The sequence below is a fragment of the Planomicrobium sp. CPCC 101079 genome, assembly GCF_007859275.1.
Classification (GTDB): domain Bacteria; phylum Bacillota; class Bacilli; order Bacillales_A; family Planococcaceae; genus Planococcus.
Genome location: NZ_VOHC01000002.1, coordinates 99,713 through 121,064 on the forward strand (window position 1 = coordinate 99,713; position 21,352 = coordinate 121,064).

The window sequence follows — 21,352 nt, forward strand, 5'->3', positions numbered from 1 at the left end:
GGCTTCACTTGACTGCTCCTTCACCAATTCCTTTAATAATGTGTTTTTGTGCAAGTGCATAGAAAATAATTACCGGAATAATCGTCAACGTCAAGCCGGCCATTGCAAGATTCCATTGAATCGAGAATTCGCCAAAGAAATAAAACGTTGATAATGGAATTGTCCGTAAACCTACATCGATAAGGGTCAATGAAGGCAGCAGGAAGTCATTCCATATGCTGATAACATTTAAAATCATGACTGTCGCGGTTATTGGTTTTAACATCGGGAAGATGATTCTCCAGAAAACACCGAACTTCGAAGCGCCATCAATTGTAGCAGCTTCCTCAAGCGTAATCGGAATTGATTTGATGAATCCATGGTATAGAAAAACGGAAAGGCTGGCATGGAAACCGACATTCATGAAAATGAGCCCTTCGCGTGTGTTGTACATTGGAATGTTCAAATTGTTCGTAATAGAGCTCATAAACTGCATCAGCGGCATCATGAGCGTTTGGAAAGGAATTAACATGGTTGCGATAAACGTCATGAATATGATGGTGCTGAGTTTGCCGCCAGTCCGAACGAGCATCCAGGCAGTCATGGAAGATAAAACCACGATGATCACGACTGAAAGAATCGTGACATAAAGTGAATTGGCGATGGCACTAAGAAAATTCATTTTTTCCATGGCTTCTAAGTAATACTGCAGGCTAAACGTTGCCGGCAACGAAAGGGCATTGTCATAAAGTTCCTGGCGATCTTTGAAGGAGTTTACAAAGATGATGTAGATAGGAGACAAAAAGACAATGGCAAGCAGGACGAGCAAAATCTCTTTTGAGTATCCAAATAGTTTCCGCATCACATTTCTACCTCCCGTTTCTTTGTAATATAAACCTGTGTCAACGTAATAGCAGCTACAATCAAGAAAAAGACAATGGCTTTTGCTTGTCCGAGCCCATAATTTCCGCTTCCGAAAATTTCGTTGTAAATATTCATTGCAAACATTTCAGTAGAGTTGGCGGGACCTCCGCCTGTCAACGATAAGTTGACATCGTAAATTTTAAACGCAGAGGAAAGCGTCAAAAACAGAGAAATTGTAAGGGCCGGCATCAAAAGCGGCAAAGTGACCCTGCTGAAACGCTGCCAAGGAGAAGCACCGTCTATTTTTGAAGCTTCGACAACTTCGTTCGGAATTCCTTGAAGCCCTGCGATGTAAATAATCATAACGTATCCTGCCATCTGCCAAGTGAACACGAACACCAAGCCGTACATAGCAAATTGAGGATCAATCAGCCAGTTGAAGAACACTTTGTCCAATCCGGTCACCTCACCGAACAAGGCGAAAACATCCAAAAAGACGAACTGCCAAATATACCCCAAAATTAAGCCGCCGATCAAGTAAGGCATAAATAACATCGTACGTGCGACATTTGACGTCCGCAGTTTAGAAGTCACCAACAGTGCAAATGCAAGCCCTACGACATTGATTGCAATGACTGATAGCACGGTAAATAAAGTTGTGATCCAAGCGGATTCCAGAAACCGTTCATCTTGCAAAAGACTCGTAAAATTTTCCATTCCAACAAATACTTTAGGATTCGCTGCTATGCCATCCCATTCAAAAAATGCATAATAAATTCCGATTAAAAACGGGATAAGTACTACAGTCGTGAAAATAAGCAATAAAGGTGCAGTAAATAACACGTACCATCTTCTTTTATTCTTACTTGCCATGTCCTCCGCCCCTTCTTTCCAATGATTTCTTTATTAGATCTTTAAATTAAGGATTGGACACGCCAACAATGGCGTGTCCATAGTCCCTCGCCTTATTCTTCTATTACAGAATTCATTACTGGGCGCTTTGCCAAGCATTATCAAATTCCTCAACAAATTGTTCCCCTGTCATATCCTCAGAGAAGAACTGCTGCGCGAACGGTGTCAAGTCGTTTGGTACGATATTTGCGGGATAAGCGTTTTGTGCCCATGGAATTGTGTCTCCGCTGTTTGAAGCTTCAGAAACCGCTTGTGACAGTGGATCCAATTCACCTGGCTCGATGGTCGTGAGAGCCGGGACAAAGCCGAATTCTTCTACAATGTATTTCTTGCCGACTTCGCTTGTGTGCATCCAGTTCAAGAAATCTTTAGCAGCTTGAATCTCGCCTTCTTCTTTTTGGCTGTTGATAGCCCAGTTGTTTCCTGTTCCTACTGCCAATTTGTCGTTGCCCATTAACGGAAATGGCAACATGCCGTATTCAAAGTCCATTTCAAATTCTTGGAGCATCCCCGCAGCCCAGTTTCCTTGGTGAATCATAGCAGTTTTGCCGGATGCAAAGTCACCGATTTGCTGATCATAAGTAACGCTCAAAGGAGTTGGTGTGTTCACTTTAATCGCTTCCATGAATTGGCCGAATTCCTGGAACTCCGGAGTTTGTGCCATTGTCACTTCGCCAGCATTCAATTTGCTGATGAAATCAGTTGGGTCCGGCTGCAATGAGAACGGATAGTTGCTGATGTGGCCAATCAAGAAATAAGCATCTTGAGCAAGGCCAAATCCATTAATGTCTTGGGCTTTAAAATTTTCAAGTGTGCTTCTGAACGAAGCCAAATCTTGCACATCTTCGGGTTTAACAAGGTCTTTATTGTAAATGATTCCGAATCCTTCAACACCGTACGGAATGCCGACAACTTTGTCTTCAAGCTTCAGCTCCATATTTGGCGCAATATCTTTGACGTATTCTTCAGCACTTAAATCTGCCACATACGATTTTAATTTTTCAGCTTCCATTGCATGCTGCAAGCTGAAAATAGAAGGTCCTTGATTGCTGTTCAAACGGATTTGCAACTGCTGGAAATAATCGTCCCCAGTTGTCCCCAGCACTTCAACTTCCACGCCAGTTTCTTCCGTGTACTCTTTAGCCAATGCCTCCAGCTGATCAGAAATTTCGACTTTGCTTTGGAAAATCGTGATTTTGTTCGCCGAGCCCTCTTCTCCGCTGCTGGTCGAGCCCTCTTCCTGTCCCCCGCCGCATGCTGCCAGCAAAAGCAACACTAATACCAATACCAGACTGCCTAATGACTTCTTTTGAAACTTCATGTAAATGCCCCCTTTGTTCGATTTGGAATACTATAGTAAATAAAATGAAAAATTCATTTTATAACTACTAACTTTAAATTTCCGTACTAGATCGATTCCGCTTTTTATGCAAGAGGAACTTCGACAAAACCGGTGCATTCATAGACTGCGTTATTCGATACAAATTCAATTGCTCCTTCACTTTCCAGTTGGACTGACAACAAAGTAGGTGTGATTGTGATTCCCACGGCCAGCCCTTGCCACTGGATGTTGAATTTCATAATGCGCCAAGGTTTTGGCAATTTTGGGTCGATCCGGAGCCGCCCATCAATCAGCCGGATGCCAGCGAATCCGAAAACCGCGGCTTTCCAAATCCCCCCGATTGATGCAGCATGGATTCCTTCGTCCGAAGTATTCATCAGCGGACCCAAGTCAATCTCAGCCGACTTCTGGAAAAGCGAGTAAGCCAAGCCAGGTTCTCCGATATCGCTTGCCAGAATGGCATGTGTGACTAAGCTGAGCGATGAATCGTGCAATGTTTTCGGTTCATAGTAGCGGAAACTGGCTTTTTTAACGTCCGCTGAAATGCGCGGATCCTCACGCAAAAATGTTTGCTCCAGCAAGTACAGCAAAATCAGTGCATCCGCTTGTTTGGTCACTTGGAAAAGGTTGATTTGTTCGGAATTGTAATCCCGGTAAATGGTCCGCACTTTTTCCTGGTTTTTGTATTTTGTGAGATCAATTTCTTCCAGCTGCAAATACGTATCATCCTGCGGAATCACGCTGTCTGTTTTCCGCGGCTCCGGCAAAAACAGTTTTTCTGCTTTCTCCTGCCAATCCGGATATGCGGCAGCCAGTTTCAATGGACCTGCAATTTTTCCAAGCAGCTCCGGATTTTCCTTAGCCAGCCTCTCATAGTAGTGTATGGCAAGTTTTAAGTTGAAGTAGGCCATGTAATTCGTGAACGCATTGTTGTTGACGTGTTCTTTGTATTCGTCGGGCCCAATAACGTTATTGATTTCATAGCGCCTTTTTTCCTCATTCCACTCCAAGCGGCTCGCCCAGAACGTCGCCGTTTCGAAAACGATTTCGTAACCATACTGATTCAAGAATTCATGGTCATTGGTAACTTCGTTATACTGATAAACTGCAAAAGCAATGTCAGCAGAAATGTGCTGCTCGATTGCACCAGACCAGATTCGGGACTGTTCACCGGTAACGATATCGATATCTCCCCAAACAGGCGTTACTTCCCCATCAGTCGGCCATGCCATTTCCCACGGATACATTGCGCCTTTGTAGCCATTGCCGCTGGCTTTTGCCCTTGCACCAGCCAACCCAAGATAGCGATATGTCAAAAGCGATTTCGCCACCGTCGGGTTGGAATAAATGAAAAACGGCAAGATGAACACTTCCGTATCCCAGAACGAATGGCCTTTGTAACCTTCGCCGCTCAAGCCTTTGGCACCGATTCCCATACGGGCATCATGCGCTGGTGCAATAATCGACAAGTGGTAAAGTGCAAAACGCAAAGCAAGCTGGTCAAAAGGATCCTCGCTGTCAATTTCAAGCTTGTAGACCCCCCACACTTTTTGCTTCCAAACTTGCCGGTGCGCTTCAAAAAGTTCATTGTATCCTTGAAGTGCATGCAATTTTAAATCACCTAAAGAAGACTCGCGCAATTGCTGCAAATCATATTCTGCTTCCACTGCACCCAAATCACGGCTCGTATGAACCGTTGTTACTTTTTCCATTTCCAACCGGTCATTTGGCTGAAGGGTGAACTTGTAACTTAGCCATACTTTTCGGCGGGCCATGTCCATTTCTGGGTCAAGCCTTGTTTCTTCTCCATTCAATTTAATGTTGTGGGTGGTGTTAATGACCACATCTACATTCGATTCACTTGTCGTTTGGACGAGCTGGATCAATTGTTTATCAAATACTCTTCTTTCGCCTTCCAAAAAATGCTGCGTCCCTGAGTTAGTCATTTGTGCGTTGATGCCGGAACTTAAAGAAATTTCAATCGGATGGGATAAACTTTCAATTTCTATTTTTGTGGCCGTCAAATGCAAATTGGCTAAAGATACAAAGCGTTTAAAATGAAACCGAAGTTTTTTCCCCTGAGGTGAAATCCAGTCAAACCTTCTAGACAATTCGGCTGTTTTTAAATTTAACTGGCGTACATAATTCTCGGTTTCACCATACTCTAAGCTGAAGCGTTCACCATCTAAATGGATATCGATATGAGTAACGTCCGCCAAATTCGGCAATTCTGTCACTTCGTTCAATTGGGCTTTGTTGAACGTACCATTTACAAACCAATTTCTTTGTTCTTTTATGTAAGGTTCTTCAGTTGCAGACCGCATCCCCATATAACCATTTCCTAGCGACATAATGGCTTCGCATTTCCCAAGATGCTTGGATGAAAATGCTGTTTCTGAAACAATCCAATTTTCGAACTCTCCAGTGCCAAGTTTATACTCCATCATTTTGAGAGTCCCCTTTCTGGCATTAGCATCAAAACTTTTACGAAAACGTTTTTGTAAAATATAAAAATATATATGCTTTGTTTAAAACGTCTTTAAGAAGCGTCCAACAAAACAAAAGGTGTGCCAAAAAGGAAAGCGCTTTCATGGGAAGTATACGACTATTTTATCAAATAGTCAATATATTCCCAAAAATCAAGAAGGAATCACCGAATTTGTTTCGTTGGATTCCCGCTGCATAGGCATCTTTCTATTGAAATTGAGAGATTCATGTTAAGACGTCGATTTAAAAACAAAAATAGGCTATGGAGGTCATTGCCCCCATAGCCTTTCCGCCTTCTTCTATTCTTCCGCCACTTGTACCATTCCATACGAAGTGATCATTTTCCACATCGATTCCGGAATATCCAGTTTGCCGACTCTTTTCTTCGGAATGGTTGTGTAAATTTCCTCTTCGTTTCCTGCTTTCACTTTCTCTGTCCATTCTGGATCGATGAGCACTTGGCGCGCCATCGCCACAATGTCTGCGCCTTCTTGCAAAGCTTCTAAAGCATCTTGCGGCGTTTTCACACTGCCCACTACAACAAGCGGCACACGGCCATTGATATAGCCAGACAAGATGCTGACGATGCTGCCTTCTTGAACACTGCCAGCTGGCAGTGTTTTAAAATCAAACAGGGATGTATGGATATAATGGACGCCGTTTTCAACCAATAAATCGATCAGCACTTTTGTTTCCGCCAACGTATAACCCACCGTTTCCCCGTGAATTTCTTCCGGAGACACCCGATAACCGATAATGAAGCTGTCGTCAGCGTATTTCGCGGCCACCTCTTGAACTTCTTTTAAAACAGCAAGTGAAAACTTCAACCGGTTTTCCAGTGTACCGCCCCATTCATCTTGGCGCTGGTTAAAATACGATGAAACAAACTGCTGCAGCAAATAATGGTTGGCCCCATGGATTTCTACGCCATCAAATCCGGCTTCGATAACTCTTCTTGTCGTTTCGCCGAAATCACGGATAATTGCCTGGATTTCTTCATTTGTTAACTCACGCGGTGCTACGGGGCTGTTTGGCGTTGTGACAGCACTTGGCGCAACAGTTTCATTTGCCGGAATCAATTCCGGCTGGCCATGCCGGCCCCCGTGCTGCATTTGGACGATGGCTTTGCTGCCATTTGATTTCATTTGAGAAGCAAGCTGCTTTAAGCTTGGCATGACACGGTCATCAAATCCGATGAACTGGTTCGGGAAGGCAATGCCGTTTTCCGAGATGGCGATGCATGCGGAAATATATAAGTCGCCAATAGTCGAGCGGCGCTTGTAATAAGTAAGTTCCGCATCTGAGACTGTACCATCCGGATTTCCAGAATATGTAGTCATAGGTGCAACGCCTAAGCGATCTCTTAAGACAACGCCATTAGGCAAAGCAAGTGGTTGGAATAAAGGATTGTATAGAGAGTTAATAGTAGTTCCTCTTTTCTTTATGCAAATTTCAATACATTTCACAAATTCATATATCAAAATAACATATAAAAATCTCGAATCCAAGGAATTGATCTTGGTTCCAAGCATGAAGAAAGGCCGCCAGTGAAAAAATCTTCACTGGCGGCCTTTCTTCATTTTTTATTCTTTATCCATCCGTTTTGGATAACGTGGGCTGGCTTTTCATCAATAATGGATTCCTATAGTAATTGCAGTTTTCCCATTTCAGTTCCTCAGATAAAATATCAAACGTCGTATTGAAAAAGCGCTGAACATGGCCGCTAGTGTCAGATGATGCCAACACTGCCTCCATGTCCAAGAAATATTCACTGACTTCTTTATTGTAATAGGCTTCTTCAGGTTCTAAGGATGGGGCATTCAAGTCTTTGTACAGAAATGGGTAAGGCAAGACAAAGAAACTCGGCACATCGACCTTGTCATCTCCCAGCCAGAATCCATACTCGATAAACTGCTCATCAAAGGCCGCTTTTTCAATTACTTTATCCATCGGAAAAGGTTCGGAAATGTTTTGGATGATGATGGCCGATATATCAAAAGTTCCCCAGAAAAGTCCCGGTTTGACTTTTCGGCATCGCATTGGTCCGATGAATTTCAGTTCTTCATGCAAGGCGAAATGGAAAAGTTCAAGTCCACGCAATGCATCTTCCTGAACATAGACGGTGTGTTCCGTATCTTCGTCAAGCGGGATCTTGATATCCATTTCCTGCGGTTTCGGATAAATGCTGACCGGGGTTCCGAGCTTTTCCAACGTTTGAAAAATAAAGTCATAATACGCTTTGACCGGTGTTCCATTTTCCAGTTCCATGGACTGTTTGTGCCCGTCAACTTGAACATGTATCGCGCTATTTCGAATGTCTGCATCCACTTGGAACATATGAGTTTCCCCGTAAAGAAGGCCCGTGGAAAACCCGTCTGCAGTCAAAGGCAGCATGACGTGTGCCCATTGCGGTTCTTGGTGTGCAACTTCCAATCGGATCTTCCCCAATATCTGGGATAGCAAGTGCAGTGTAGTCTTAGTACCTTTCCACTCGGAATACTTGATCAATTCCATGCAGTGTTCCCCTTTCGCTCAATAAGCTTAAGATAGGATAGCTCTCCAATGTCCGATTCAACTTCTTTGCGCCCCCTGATCCCCCATTCCATTTCAGACTCCAAACACAATGCAGCAATCCCTATTAGTTCTGCAAGGCGGCCTTGTTTCCCTTTTTCTATCTTCTTTCGTTTATAGGAAATTTTTCAGATGGCAAGGAAAGCCCCAAAACAAAAAGAGCCTTTTCAGGCCCTTCTTGGTTACTGCATATTTATTCTGAAACTACTTTTTTCGTTTGCGTTGATTTGATAAAGAAAGCAAATACAAAACCTGCAATGGCTAAAACTAATCCGAAAATGAAAGCGTCTTGAACGCCCGCTGTTAACGATTCGCTGATTAGTGAAGCAGATGCGGGCGCATTCGCTCCTTCTATATACGTGGTCTGGCCAGTAGACATGATGGTGATTGCTACAGCAGTGCCGATTGCTCCTGAAACTTGCTGCAGTGTGTTCATTGCGGCAGTTCCGGATGGATAGAGATGTCTTGGCAATTGGTTAAGCCCGTTTGTTTGTGCAGGCATCATAACCATGGAAACACCGACCATCAGCAAAGTATGCAGCACAATGATTGTAATCATGGATGTTTCGACAGTAACATTCGATAACATCCAAAGCATAACGCCCATAATGATAAACCCTGGAAGAACAAGCCCACGCGGCCCGTATTTATCGAAAATGCGGCCCGTTATCGGAGACATGATGCCGTTGAGAATACCCCCTGGCAACAACACAAGACCGGCTGTAAAAGCGGTTAATGCCAAGCTTGATTGCAAATACATCGGCAATAAGATCATTGAAGACATGATGATCATGAATGTCAAGAATACCATGAGCAATCCAAGGGTGAACATCGGGTATCGAAAAACCCGCAGATCGATCATCGGTTCTTCCATTTTGAATTGCTTTACCGAAAACAACACAAGGGCCATAAAGCCAACGGCAAGTGATAAGACTACCGAGGCGCTTCCCCAGCCATTTTCACCTGCAACACTGAAGCCATAAACGATTCCGCCAAAACCGATTGAAGAAAAAACAATAGAAAGAATATCGATTTTCGGTTTAGTCAACGCCGAAACATTTTGCATATACAAAATGCCCGCCAGCAAAGCGATAAACAAAAACGGCAACGAAATCCAGAAAATCCAGTGCCAGCTTAGATTTTCAAGGATTAAGCCGGAAATAGTGGGCCCAATCGCCGGTGCAAACATAATGACCAGGCCAATGAGTCCCATAGTGGCCCCTCTTTTATGCACAGGATAAATAACAAGAATGGTGTTGAACATAAGAGGCAATAACAATGCGGTTCCCACTGCTTGGAAAATCCGGGCAGCCAAAAGAATTTCAAAGCTCGGTGCAAGTGCTGCTATCAACGTACCGATAATTGAAAAGACCAAAGAAGCCAAAAACAATTGGCGGGTTGTAAACCATTGAATAAGTAAACCGGAAACAGGAACCAAGATCCCCATTGTCAGTAAATAGCCGGTTGTCAGCCATTGGATATCTGCTGGCGTTACCCTGAAAATTTCAATCAACTGATTGAGCGCCATATTTAAAGCCGTTTCACTGAACAAGCCGATAAAACCGGCGATTAAAAATGAAATTAAAATCGGTGCTGTTTTAATATTTTCTTCTATTTTCGAATTTGCTAATGTAGACAACTTTTGTTCCTCCCGCTAATTTCAAGCTGTTTTTATGAACCAGCTTGAAAAATAGTTCATTTTTTTATTAACAAAGGTATTTGGCTGGCAATGCGGCTCAGCGCTTCACCAGATTTTGAAGCAATGCTTAAAATAATTCCACCTTCTATTAGAGCAATCAAAACCAGTGCATAATCCGCTGATTGCTTTTCGCTATAGCCGGAACTTAACAATTTTTCCTCGTATAACCTTTGCCATTCATCAAAAACCGACTGACAGGCTGCCCGAATAGGCTCATTCGTCAAATAAGTTTCTCCGGCTATCGTTCCGATAGGCAAGCCGAATACCGAATCCTTGTTGAACTCTTGAGCAAGTTTCTGGATATGGCCTTGAATAGCATTGATAGGATCTGCCGCTTCTGCTAAATCTTCCTGGACTTTATCTGAAACAAAGTTTTTGGTATGCTCGATAGCCGCTATTGCCAATTGTTCTTTTCCTTCAGGAAAATAGTGATAAAGAGAACCTTTGGCAGTTCCGCTTTCTTCAATGATTTCCTTAAGGCCAACCCCATGATAGCCGCGCAAACGAAAAAGCCGGGAAGCTGTTTCTATCAATTGGTCCTTGGCGCTCCTTTTACTGCCCACAATTTTTCTCTCCTTCCGAATTATAACGACCGGTCTACTTATATTAGTTGAATAACCGGAAATTGTCCAATCTTTCTTTTCACTGGAAAGAAAATATTCTATCCCTTCTTTTTTCTAGACATTATATTAAAATTGTTTTACACTACTTTCTTATGTTATTAAATCAGCAAAGGGGTGACCTTATGGCCCAATTACTGACGTCACGAAAAGTGGTTTTAATTGTTTTTATGATTTCAACATTTGCGATCGGCATGACTGAATACGTCGTGACCGGCCTGCTAACTCAATTTGCGAACGATTTAAATGTGGAAGTCGCGACGACTGGGTTATTGTTGAGCGTCTATGCAATTAGTGTAGCGGTCTTTGGACCGATTCTTAGAATTGCGACAATCAGAATTTCTCCGCGTCCTTTACTGATTGCCCTTATGGCTTTGTTTGTTGTCAGCAACATCATTGCAGCCACTGCTCCAAATTTCACAGTATTACTACTATCACGGCTTTTCTCTGCAATCATGCACGCGCCATTTTTTGGATTGAGCATGTCTGTCGCCTTTACCATTACCGAGCCGCATAAACGCCCTGGCGCTATCGCCGCGGTGCAAGGCGGGCTCACGATAGCTATTATGCTTGGCGTACCGCTCGGTTCCTATATTGGAGGCATTCTCGATTGGCGCCTAGTCTTTTGGTTTATTGCCGGCCTTGGACTTCTGGCGTTAATCGGCATTATTATAAGTGTGCCTAATGAAAAATATGCCGTCATACCTAAACTACGCGATGAATTGCAAATCTTTAAAAACAAAAACGTCATGCTTGTTTTGGCAATCATCGTCTTCGGGTTTTCAGGCGTCTTCACTGCCTACACATTTCTCGAGCCAATGCTGCGGGACTATGCGGGCTTCGGTGTTGGCGGTGTAACAGTTGGCCTCTTTTTGTTCGGAGTCGGTGCGGTGGCCGGGAATTTCACTTCCGGCCGCATCCGCCCAGCGCTTTTAACACAAAGGCTAATTTTGGCCCTTGCCTGTTTAGCTGCTGTATTGGCCCTATTTACGTTCCTGCTGCATTCCACGTTGCTGGCTCTTGTGATGTGCTTTCTGTTTGGTGCCGGAACTTTCGGAACGACGCCAATCCTTAACGCCAAAATAATTTTGGCGGCGACCGAAGCACCTTCGTTGTCTGGAACCATTGCAGCTTCCGTCTTCAATTTGGCAAATTGCATCGGGGCTTTGCTTGGTTCGTTGTTATTGGACCAGGGATCCAGCTTTACACTGATTACGCTCATTGCAGCTGCTATGATTTTATTCGGCTTGCTTCTTGCCGCTATTACAAATAAAGTTGAAGACAAAACGCTATTTTCATAAGAAAAGGCCAGGTCATTATTCGACCGGGCCTTTTCAATATTGAAGTTATTATGCTGTTTTAGGTTTCCGCAAATCGGCTAGAATAAGGGCACCTATAAGGATTAGCCCCAAATAGCCAACTGCAGGATAAAACCAGTTGACAAGTTTCGTAAAGCCTACAAAACTCAAGCCGAAAGCAATAACTCCAGCGACTATGACAAAGATTCTAAAACGTGGAGTTCCGATACTAGCAAAACGCGCAGAGAAAGAGAGAAGCATACTGACGGCAGTATTGTAAATCATCAAAAAAATCACAAATGCCATAATGAGGCCAATCGCCGGCGATAAGTTGTCCGCTATTCTCAGCATAGGCAAGTCTGCTCCACCGACAACATCCACTTTAGCGAAAATGGCTAAAGCACTTAAGAAAAGCAAAAAACCAAATCCAAGGCCGCCGATCAGACCTCCTCGCCTTGCAACTTTAACGTCTTTTTCAGCGCCGCCCATGACTAGCGCCATAGAAGTGCAAAGTGCGATTGAAAGAGAAACATAGTTAACGGCTGATAATATCCAGTGGGGTGCGGCAGATAATTGAGATTCAGCAATGGGCTCAAGCGCCGCAAAGCTTAAATCTTTAGTTGCAATGCTGTAAATGACAATTCCAATGATCATCAAAATCAAAAAAGGTGTGATGCTCCCGATGATTGCAATCACCTTTTTCACGTCCATCATAATCGTGATAATAACCAAAACTATCATAAGCCCACGCCCAAAAGCTCCAGCTAAACCAAATTGCTGGGAGAAAATTGAGCCGGCTCCAGCAATCATCACAACTAGAATTCCAAACAACGTTAAGATGAGAGTATAGTCAATGATCTTCCCAATCACCTTTCCGCCGATTGCATAAATGACCTCTTCATGAGAGACTGTCTGCATCCGGCTGCCCATACCAGTCAATACCATCCCCAAATAGCCAAACAGCAGCATCGCCAGCAATGCACCGCCCATTCCCCAGTATCCAAAACTTGTAAAGTACTGCAAAACTTCCTGCCCCGAAGCAAAACCTGCCCCAACAACAATCCCGATAAAAGCACTTCCCATTTTTATACTTCTATTCATTTTATCCTCCAATCTTAATGTTCCGGCAGCAAAAAAATGTTTCTATCAAAATACCTCATATTGTTATTTCTTATTAAACGTATCATACCCTCCTATCTTTCATCTCAACCCGCTATTTCTCCTGTCCTTCCTACATTCTTCTCCTTCAATAAGGCGCAACTTAACCTTCGATAAAAAGGGCAGACGCCCCTATCCGTTTACATGTTTTTAATGCTTTTGCTTAACAGCGGCAATCCCTGCAAAAACAAGTGGTCATTTTGATCCAAGCATTCAATAAGAGCATCGGGCAATTGCTCCGCATAGCGCTCTAAATGCCGAAATGGTACAACTTCATCGTGCAAACTATGGAAAAGGAACAATAGAGGCAAGTGTTTTCTATTTAAAAAAGCATTTTCAGCTATTGTAAAATCCTCTTTCATCCACTCTTTATCTATCCCCCAAAAAGGCGCCGCAATGCTGATTAACGCATCGAACCGGCAATCCCCCTCTTCCTCCAGAAAAAATTTCAGTAAAGCTGATCCGCCAATCGAATGGCCGATCAACAATGCGCCATCAGGCATCCGGAAAATTTCTTCTTTTAATACCGCTTTCCATTCTTCGTATCGAGGGTTTTCAGGAGCCGGCATGGGAGGGCTTCTCACCTCATAACCTTCCAACGATTTTTCTAGATGCGCCACTAAACCTGAACTGCCTTCCCCGTTCCCTTGCGGACCAGCACTATGAATGAATAAAACCGATTTGCCCAATAGAGCCGCCTCCTTCTTATCCTCTTTACAATATCACCTGTGACTAGAGAAAAAAGCTGCCATTTAAAAAGGCAGCTTTTCTAAGAATATTACTGGGAAATCACTTCATGCTTTTCTTTATTTTCCTTTCCACTTTCCATATGTTCAAATGTGCGGATCACCACACGCGCCAATATCTCAACACCGGTCATCAAGCTCTCCCGGTTAAAGGACATTTTGGGATGGTGCAATCCTGGCGCCAAATCACAGCCAAGTCCAAGCATCGTCGCTTTGACCGCCGGGCGTTTCAATGTGTAGTAATGAAAATCCTCTCCGCCCGGAGTCACAACAGGAGGAACCAGAGATTCTTCCCCCACAGTTTCCTTTATTGCAGAAGCCATCAATTCTACTGCAGTTTCATGCACTTGGGCTGCCGCGATTTCCGCAGTCACTTCAAGGCTTATTTCAACATCTGCCAATTGAGCTACCGATTCGACCGCTTTTTCCACTTGGATCATCAGCTTTTCGATCACTTCGTTTGTCTGGGCCCGGACGTCAATGCTGAAAGTGCCGGTCCCTGGAATGATGTTCGCTGATTCACCGCCTGCTTGAAACATGGTCATCTTCGCTGAATGCGGAACCATCGGATCCACGTGGATTGACCGGATGGCATGGACAAGCAGCGCCATCACTTCAATAGCGTTTTGCCCTTGATGCGGCCTTGCTCCGTGAGCATCGGTTCCTTTGATTGAACCCTTCAGCATTCTCGCTGCACCATTCATGATGGCTGGAGCCGAATAGCCATGGCCGATTTCCTGAACTGGGCGAAGGTGGACACCGTATAAATAGTCGATATCATCAACGACGCCTTTTTCGATAAAGGACAATGCTCCATTCCCTTTTTCTTCCGCCGGTTGAAACAGCACTTTCACTTGTCCCAGCTTCGGCATGCCGATTTTCTTCAATACAAGCAAAGCACCAACTGCCATCGCCATATGCGCATCATGGCCGCATGAATGGTTGGCCTGGTAAATACCATCGACTTCCTGCCACAAAGCATCAATATCGGTGCGAAGACCGACGCACGGCTCTCCGCTTCCAATAGTCACTACAAGTCCTGTTGAATCATCAAACGTTTCAACAGTGAAGCCTTCTTTCTCTAAAAATGTTTTCAAGTATCGAGTGGTTTCAAATTCCTGCCAGCTGATTTCTGGATGAGTATGTAAATGTTCAAAGACCTTATGGACGATTGGTTTCGCTTCCTGTAAAGCTGTTTGCATATTGTGCCTCCCGTTATTCATTTTCTTAATAATTATCCTTTTATTTTATCACAATAATCTGATAAATGACTTTACATCCCCACTCATTTGGAATATATTATATATATATCAAAAAGATATATATCCGATAGATATATGGAGTGATTTTTATTATAAAGGAAAACAACACGCAATATGCGTTGCTGGGGCTTTTGACAATAGGCTGCGATACAGGCTATTCCATGAAACAAATGATTGATGGCAGTTTGAATCATTTCTGGAAAATCAGCTACGGGCAAATCTACCCGACACTTAAGCTGCTGGTCGATAAAGGATATGCCCGAGTTCATGATACAGCACAAGAAGGAAAACCGGATAAAAAAGAATACCAAATCACTGCGGAAGGAACCGAAGCGCTGAAACGCTGGCTCGCCCAGCCAATCGCAGATCTTCCGGTTGAAAAAAACGAACTGTTGCTGAAGTTATTTTTCAGCCGCCACCAAGATCCGGAATCGACTCGCCGCCATTTGGATAACTACCAAGAAAAGCTTTATGTGCGCTATGACACGTATAAAGCAATCAAAGAAATGATTGCTATTCGTTTAGCAGACGAAAAAGATGCGCCGTTTTGGCTGATTACGCTGGATTATGGCATGCGGACTACACAAGCAGCAATCGACTGGTGCGAAGAAACAAAGAAACTTTTAATCAAGGAGGAATAACGATGAGCGCTCAGGTTTTTCCAGGGAGACATACTGTCGAACACCATGAAGGATTTGTTGTTTTTGTCATTGGAACACGCATCAATAAATGGTGGGCCGTCCGTAAATGGTGGCCTGTATTCACCGCAATGCCGCCCATGATTAAAGAGTTATATACCAACAAAGAAGCAGGCTGCTTGTCCATGGAAAATTTTTTTGGACTGCGCACCACTCTGATGATTCAATATTGGCGCTCAGAGGAAGATTTATTGGCTTACGCAAAAGGGCAGAAACATTTAACTGCTTGGAAAAACTTTAACCAGAAAGTCAGCAACAATGATGCAGTCGGCATCTACCATGAAACTTATATCATCCATCCCGGCCAGTTTGAATCGATTTACGGCAATATGCCTGTGTTCGGCCTGGCAAAAGCTCTCGGCATGCAGCCAATCAATTCAGCCACCAATTCCGCCCATAAAAGGCTTCGGAAAAAAGAGCGCCTGCAGATGGATGAACTGGGGTAAGGGCATTTCCTGGTGCTTTCGGCAAATAAAAAAAGCGGCTTCTGATCCGAACAGCAGAAGCCACTTTTTTATTTGCCACTGCGGACATTTTCAAAAGTGATAAATCTCAAGTTTTCTCCAAATGCGCTAAAATTTCTTGAGATACCAATAGTGGATTGTCGATCATCGAAAAGTGGCTGCACTCTGGCAATACTTTAAAAGACGAATTCGGAACTGCTTCTTGCAGACGAAGCCCCCAATAGGCTGGCAAATAGCGGTCATACTGCCCATACAGAAAAGTGGCAGGAAGTTGGATCTGCGCTAATTGCGGCACCAGATCTTCTGTTTGATGGTGATCTAAGGCAAAAGAAGCTTCTAGCAGTTCAAGCATTCCTTTTGGATGATTGAACGGCGAAAGGAAAGGCTCCAACAATTCAGGTGTTAAAAGTTCCAGATGGAAAAGCCCCCCACTGAACATTTTCTCGATAAAGAGAACCGGAGATTGAAATTCCAAAGAAGTCGGATACCGTAAAGCGACAACTTTTGGCAAGGGCCAGTTGTTAAATGCGACGCCATCTATTACCATAAAACTGGTTATTTTTTCAGGATGGTTGACGGCCAGAATTTGCGCAACCCCTCCTCCAAGATCATGGCCAATAATATGCGCCGCCTGTATGCCGAGTTTTTCCATGATTTTTATTATATATTCCGCTTGCATCGGAAGCGTCAACTTCTCCCTCGTTGCCCGGTCTGATTGGCCGAACCCCAGCATATCCGGAGCAATCACGGTGTAGTGTTGGGCAAGTTGAGGGATGACATGAACCCATATAAAAGAGTTCGTTGGAATACCGTGCAGTAAAATAACAGTCTCCGTTGCGGTGCCGGCTGTCCGATAAAAAAACTTGGATTCGCCGATGCGAATTTCCTTTCGTTCTGTATGCATGCTCCCACCTCTTTTGTAAAGAATTCTGAGATTACACTATATGTTACTGGCAAACAGCATCAGCCATTCTCAACTGAGAATGGCTGATTCCTTACCCCATTTCTATAACTTCGACCGCTCCATCTTCTGCGTTATGAACAGAAATTGCATGGGTGCTTCTATACCAAATATTTTCCCCTCGTTTTGTAAAGTTGTCCGGAAAATGCGTCATCATTCGATTCAGCATATCAGGATGCACCAAAATTGAGGCATTATCTCCGTAGTCTTGCAACGCTGAATCAACAGATTCGATATCTGCTGTTGCCAGTAACTGATCTTCATTCATCATCTTTTCCTCCTCTGCCCTTATGCTTTCTTATTACTAAACTACCCTGCGTTCTTCAGATGAAACTACCTATTGAAATTTCATCCCCAAACCGGATAGTGAAAATAAGCAACCACTACTTGCGGAATGGACATTTTAACCTTATACAGGAAATCGACGGCTGCTGTCCAATACAAGTACACGCCAACATACCGTGCAGGCTGCCACAAGCCCTTTCCTTAGATTTCCTTATTTCCAATTGATATACTCCTATATGTAATTTATTGATTTTGAAGGAGTGGAGAATATGCAAGATTTAAAGGGCAAAACTGCATTAATTACAGGGGCAGGCAAAGGAATTGGCCGCGCAACCGCCATCGCTTTCGCTCAAGAAGGCATTCATGTGGGGCTTCTCGGAAGAACTGGGGCAAATCTTGAGGAAGTGGCAAAAGAACTTGAACAATATGGCGTTAATGTCACAATGGCCGTAGCCGATGTAGCGAATAATGATTCTGTCATCGCAGCTGTTGAGCATATCAAGTCTGAACTTGGTCCAATCGATATTCTGATCAACAACGCGGGTATCGGGAAATTCGGCAAGTTTCTTGAACTTTCTCCCGAGGACTTTAAAAACATCATTGATGTGAATTTAATAGGCATTTATTATGTGACAAGAGCCGTCCTTCCGGAAATGATCGAAAGACAATCCGGAGATATCATAAACATCTCTTCCACGTCTGGACAAAAAGGCGCTCCTGTCACAAGCGCATACAGCGCTTCTAAATTTGGTGTTCTTGGCCTTACGGAGTCTTTGATGCTTGAAGTCAGAAAGCACAATATCCGTGTTAGCGCATTGACGCCAAGTACAGTGGTGACGGACCTGGCTTATTCGGAAAACTTGATCACCGGCAATCCCGACAATGTTATGCAGCCGGAAGACTTGGCGGAAGTCATGGTGGCTCAGTTGAAGTTGCACCCTCGCATCCTGATGAAGTCGGCTGCCTTATGGTCGACTAATCCGTAAATCTCCTGCATAAAAAAGTGCATCGTTTCGGCACATAAATTCCGAAATGAAAAAAGCTGTCAGCAATAGTCAGTAGTTATGACTTTGAGGCAGCTCTTTTTTATGGCTTGCTTATTTATTTGCCTAATATGATATATATTACTGAAAAAGGGTAACAGATTAGAAAAGCTAATAAAGCGCATTAGCCGTTTTCTGAAAAGGAGGAATTTTAATGTTTGTGCCAAGCTTATTGGTGATACTCGGCTTTATGGTCGTTCACATTTACACTCATTACATAAAGTTTTTAAATAATCCTCAAAAAAATGTCCTGATGTCTTTAGTTTCCGGCGGATCAATCGCTTACGTTTTTTTGCACCTGGTTCCTGAGCTGGCCCATTATGAAGAAGTTGTCGAGAAAGCGCATTTGCCCCAAGTGTTTGAACATCTCCATTATTTCGCATATATGCTTTCTTTGCTTGGAATCGCAATTTTTTATGGCATAGATAAACTGAACGACCAGTCCCAACAGAAAAATGAAGATGAAAAGAATTTGACGAGGCCGGAAAAACGTATTTTCATACTTCATATTGGCGCCTTTGCGTTGTACAATGGATTGCTCGGTTATTTGCTTCCTTACTTGAGCGGGGACAATATTGCCGCTTATGCCGTCTACTTTATTGTGTTCTCGTTTCATTTTATCGCCAACAACCGTGTTCTCCATTTGACCCATGAAGAATTATACACAACAGCCGGCCGCTGGATTCTTGCCCTTTCCGTATTGGCAGGCTGGCTGATTAATGAAATGACAAACGCCAGCGAATTTACGATTGCCATCCTTTCTTCGTTTCTGACAGGCGGCATTATTTTGAACATCATGAATGATGAGTTGCCTGAACAAAAAAAGAGCAGCTTTCTTGCCTTTACAATCGGGCTCATTGCAATTGGCGGAATGCTTCAGCTAATCCTATAAAAAGAGCCATTTCGTTCAAATTGAATTGAACAAAACGGCTCTCTTTTTTCATACAGGAACCCGGGATTCCCGCTTGGCTTCAGCCGAAGCCGTTATTAGGATTTGCGATTGTGAAATACCAAGAAGCATTAATGCCTTTGCATTGCTTTTTTCAACCTCTTCGCTGTAAATATGCTTGGAAAAGCCAGCAATTCCGCTTCTTTTCGCCAGTCTATCAAGTTGATTTTTCATGAAAGTGGAGTTGCAAAGTACAACAACTTGTTTGAGGCGAGGACATAGCCATGCTTGGAGTTCTTCCCATATGTCATAAACTTCGGGGGCGAAAACGAAAGGCTGCCCATCGGCCATCATTGAACGATTATCGATCAGCAGTTTAATTTCGCCTCTCCGAAGCAACAAGGCCATACTCCTGATTTTTTCCGCTACCTTCCTGGCTTCGTACTCACTCAGAGGACCGGCAACACGCCAAGCGATTACTTGCTCTTCTCTATTGACTTCGTATATGAATCTTGCTTCCAATGGCTTTTTCAATTCTTTTTTCAGAAAAGCAGAGCGCGGAGCGAAACTATCATGCTCGAATAAGTACGGCAAATCCACATCAAGAGCATTTGCCAGTTTTTCAATATTCAGCAGTGATAAGTTTTTCACGCCTCTTTCAATCGCCCCCACATAAGAGCGGTCTAGTTCTGCACGTATCGCCAGTGACTCTTGAGTTATCCCGGCTTTCAGACGAAGCTCTTTCACCCGTTTCCCAAAATCCTTTAAAATTTCCATAGAAGCACCTCTTATCTTCTCCAAACTATATTTTCTCATTATAGAGATTTTCTATTCTGAAAACTACCATTTTTTAAAACAATTTTTCCTAAAAGTTTTTTACTTGGTTGCTACTTTTTCATCTTGCTTCTTTTGTTTACCTTAGTAGAGTCATTGTCTTGGTAATTTTCTTTGACGAAAACCAATCAGGTCTATTGGAGTGCAAAGTTATACAACTAATTATGAAATCGATTACACCTTTAATTTTGACTCCCTAAGCATAAATGATTTAATATAAGAATAGTGTACTAATTTCTGTGAAAATTTAACTATAAAGGAGCAGCAAAAATGGCAGAGGCAATACAAAATTCTATGGAAATTAAATCTTTTTTTGAAAAATACCAAGAGGCTTTTGACGAAAAATTATTAGCTGAAGCGGTCAATGTAAAAGACCGGATCGATGAAATTCTTGCTGTCGGCAATATTGATTTGGTAGCAAATGCACATAAATTGGTTGTTTATATCATTGAAGGCAACGAAGTAGAGTTAGCGTTGTTCGCAAAACAAGAAGGAATTGCCTGGGCGACACATTCGATGGAGTTATCATTCAAATTAGAGTGGGTGCAAGCTATCCGCCGTTCGCTTTGGACATTTATCCAGCAGTATAACGATGCTAAAGAAAACAAAGTAGTGTTCGACTTTTTCCGTATGGAAAAGGACATCAATTCTCGAGTCGATGCGTTCTTGAATACATTTTTCATCAATTATTCTACATATAAGGATGCCTTGCTGCACGCACACCGGGAGATGGTAGAAAACTTATCCGTTCCGATAATCCCTATCAATACATCTGTCTGTATTTTGCCATTGATCGGTTCAGTGGATTCTTTCCGCACGACGGTTCTAGAAGAAAAAGTATTAATGGAAATTGGCAGAACCCGCATTCAAACATTAATCATGGACTTGTCTGGAATCGCCGATATGGAACCGGAAGTGATTCACCATTTAATGAAGATCATCGATGGTACAGCAATGATGGGCTGCAATACCGTCATTACAGGTTTGCGCGCTGAAGTTGTCCGTAAAATGATTCATCTCAATCTTTCTTTTGATTCAAAAACAAAAACACTTGGCACGTTGCAACAAGCGCTAAAAGAATACCTTGTCATTTAAGGAAATTAGAAAAAGCAGCAGGCTGTCGAGAAACTCTTGTTGCTCTTTTCACATTGCGCTCCAGGCGGACGCTTTCTTATCAGTAGTCAAGCCTTTTTCTTTTACAGAAGAGGGGAATGAGGGAAGCGTAGGCAGCGGGCTTTCC

20 protein-coding genes are annotated in these 21,352 nt (G+C 43.2%); 6 read left to right on the plus strand and 14 right to left on the minus strand.

Translation table 11 applies throughout. The features are described 5' to 3' along the window. Positions 1-4: 4 nt before the first annotated feature. From FQV28_RS01255 to FQV28_RS01290, 8 genes are all read right to left on the minus strand, one after another. Positions 5-841 carry a carbohydrate ABC transporter permease gene (locus tag FQV28_RS01255; RefSeq protein WP_146493809.1) on the minus strand — a complete coding sequence of 279 codons (837 nt, stop codon included), beginning with the start codon at positions 839-841 and terminating at the stop codon, positions 5-7. Beyond that, complete coding sequence (locus tag FQV28_RS01260) at positions 841-1,716, minus strand: carbohydrate ABC transporter permease (RefSeq protein ID WP_146493788.1); 876 nt, start codon at positions 1,714-1,716, stop codon at positions 841-843. Before FQV28_RS01260 ends, FQV28_RS01255 begins: the two co-directional genes overlap by 1 nt. Positions 1,717-1,831: 115 nt before the next feature. After that, complete coding sequence (locus tag FQV28_RS01265) at positions 1,832-3,076, minus strand: sugar ABC transporter substrate-binding protein (protein ID WP_146493789.1); 1,245 nt, start codon at positions 3,074-3,076, stop codon at positions 1,832-1,834. Between the two features lie 104 nt (positions 3,077-3,180). Further along, positions 3,181-5,544 (minus strand): glycoside hydrolase family 65 protein, encoded by a 2,364-nt coding sequence (locus FQV28_RS01270; RefSeq protein WP_146493790.1) that lies wholly within the window; start codon positions 5,542-5,544, stop codon positions 3,181-3,183. A gap of 339 nt (positions 5,545-5,883) precedes the next feature. Beyond that, on the minus strand, positions 5,884-7,050 hold the full coding sequence (locus FQV28_RS01275; RefSeq protein WP_255472754.1) for an NADH-dependent flavin oxidoreductase: 1,167 nt from the start codon (positions 7,048-7,050) through the stop codon (positions 5,884-5,886). A 124-nt stretch (positions 7,051-7,174) separates the two neighbouring features. Continuing rightward, a complete protein-coding gene (locus tag FQV28_RS01280; RefSeq protein ID WP_146493792.1) occupies positions 7,175-8,098 on the minus strand; it encodes a DUF5996 family protein in 924 nt (307 codons plus the stop codon). Positions 8,099-8,348: 250 nt separating this feature from the next. After that, the gene (locus FQV28_RS01285) at positions 8,349-9,794 is read right to left on the minus strand and encodes a DHA2 family efflux MFS transporter permease subunit (protein WP_146493793.1); all 1,446 of its coding nucleotides are present in this window, start codon (positions 9,792-9,794) and stop codon (positions 8,349-8,351) included. Between the two features lie 56 nt (positions 9,795-9,850). Then, positions 9,851-10,417, minus strand: coding sequence for a TetR/AcrR family transcriptional regulator (locus tag FQV28_RS01290; RefSeq protein ID WP_146493794.1), 567 nt, complete (start codon positions 10,415-10,417; stop codon positions 9,851-9,853). A gap of 194 nt (positions 10,418-10,611) precedes the next feature. Here FQV28_RS01290 and FQV28_RS01295 point away from each other — a divergent pair, with 194 nt between their 5' ends. Then, on the plus strand, positions 10,612-11,775 hold the full coding sequence (locus tag FQV28_RS01295; protein WP_186763752.1) for an MFS transporter: 1,164 nt from the start codon (positions 10,612-10,614) through the stop codon (positions 11,773-11,775). 48 nt (positions 11,776-11,823) lie between these two features. Here the strand turns inward: FQV28_RS01295 and FQV28_RS01300 are convergent, their stop codons facing one another. From FQV28_RS01300 to FQV28_RS01310, 3 genes are all read right to left on the minus strand, one after another. Beyond that, the gene (locus FQV28_RS01300) at positions 11,824-12,873 is read right to left on the minus strand and encodes a YkvI family membrane protein (RefSeq protein ID WP_146493796.1); all 1,050 of its coding nucleotides are present in this window, start codon (positions 12,871-12,873) and stop codon (positions 11,824-11,826) included. Between the two features lie 197 nt (positions 12,874-13,070). Beyond that, positions 13,071-13,619, minus strand: coding sequence for an alpha/beta hydrolase (locus FQV28_RS01305; protein WP_146493797.1), 549 nt, complete (start codon positions 13,617-13,619; stop codon positions 13,071-13,073). Between the two features lie 89 nt (positions 13,620-13,708). After that, a complete protein-coding gene (locus tag FQV28_RS01310) occupies positions 13,709-14,878 on the minus strand; it encodes a M20 peptidase aminoacylase family protein (protein ID WP_146493798.1) in 1,170 nt (389 codons plus the stop codon). Positions 14,879-15,027: 149 nt separating this feature from the next. On the opposite strand from FQV28_RS01310, the gene FQV28_RS01315 reads away from it, so the two are divergent. Together FQV28_RS01315 and FQV28_RS01320 are read left to right on the plus strand one after the other, a co-directional pair. Then, positions 15,028-15,579, plus strand: coding sequence for a PadR family transcriptional regulator (locus tag FQV28_RS01315; RefSeq protein ID WP_186763753.1), 552 nt, complete (start codon positions 15,028-15,030; stop codon positions 15,577-15,579). Between the two features lie 2 nt (positions 15,580-15,581). Beyond that, positions 15,582-16,082, plus strand: a complete 501-nt coding sequence (locus FQV28_RS01320) for a DUF4188 domain-containing protein (protein ID WP_146493799.1) — start codon at positions 15,582-15,584, stop codon at positions 16,080-16,082. A gap of 106 nt (positions 16,083-16,188) precedes the next feature. Here FQV28_RS01320 and FQV28_RS01325 read toward each other — a convergent pair whose 3' ends face one another. Beyond that, the gene (locus tag FQV28_RS01325; RefSeq protein WP_146493800.1) at positions 16,189-17,004 is read right to left on the minus strand and encodes an alpha/beta fold hydrolase; all 816 of its coding nucleotides are present in this window, start codon (positions 17,002-17,004) and stop codon (positions 16,189-16,191) included. A 91-nt stretch (positions 17,005-17,095) separates the two neighbouring features. Next, positions 17,096-17,329 (minus strand): hypothetical protein, encoded by a 234-nt coding sequence (locus FQV28_RS01330; RefSeq protein WP_146493801.1) that lies wholly within the window; start codon positions 17,327-17,329, stop codon positions 17,096-17,098. A 286-nt stretch (positions 17,330-17,615) separates the two neighbouring features. On the opposite strand from FQV28_RS01330, the gene FQV28_RS01335 reads away from it, so the two are divergent. Both FQV28_RS01335 and FQV28_RS01340 read left to right on the plus strand, forming a co-directional pair. Next, positions 17,616-18,332 (plus strand): 3-ketoacyl-ACP reductase, encoded by a 717-nt coding sequence (locus tag FQV28_RS01335; protein ID WP_146493802.1) that lies wholly within the window; start codon positions 17,616-17,618, stop codon positions 18,330-18,332. Positions 18,333-18,543: 211 nt separating this feature from the next. Continuing rightward, positions 18,544-19,281, plus strand: a complete 738-nt coding sequence (locus FQV28_RS01340; RefSeq protein ID WP_146493803.1) for a hypothetical protein — start codon at positions 18,544-18,546, stop codon at positions 19,279-19,281. A 48-nt stretch (positions 19,282-19,329) separates the two neighbouring features. Here the strand turns inward: FQV28_RS01340 and FQV28_RS01345 are convergent, their stop codons facing one another. After that, on the minus strand, positions 19,330-20,055 hold the full coding sequence (locus tag FQV28_RS01345) for a helix-turn-helix domain-containing protein (protein WP_146493804.1): 726 nt from the start codon (positions 20,053-20,055) through the stop codon (positions 19,330-19,332). A gap of 327 nt (positions 20,056-20,382) precedes the next feature. Here FQV28_RS01345 and FQV28_RS01350 point away from each other — a divergent pair, with 327 nt between their 5' ends. Next, positions 20,383-21,207: an STAS domain-containing protein gene (locus tag FQV28_RS01350; RefSeq protein ID WP_146493805.1), complete on the plus strand. Its 825-nt coding sequence runs from the start codon at positions 20,383-20,385 to the stop codon at positions 21,205-21,207. Positions 21,208-21,352: the final 145 nt, after the last annotated feature.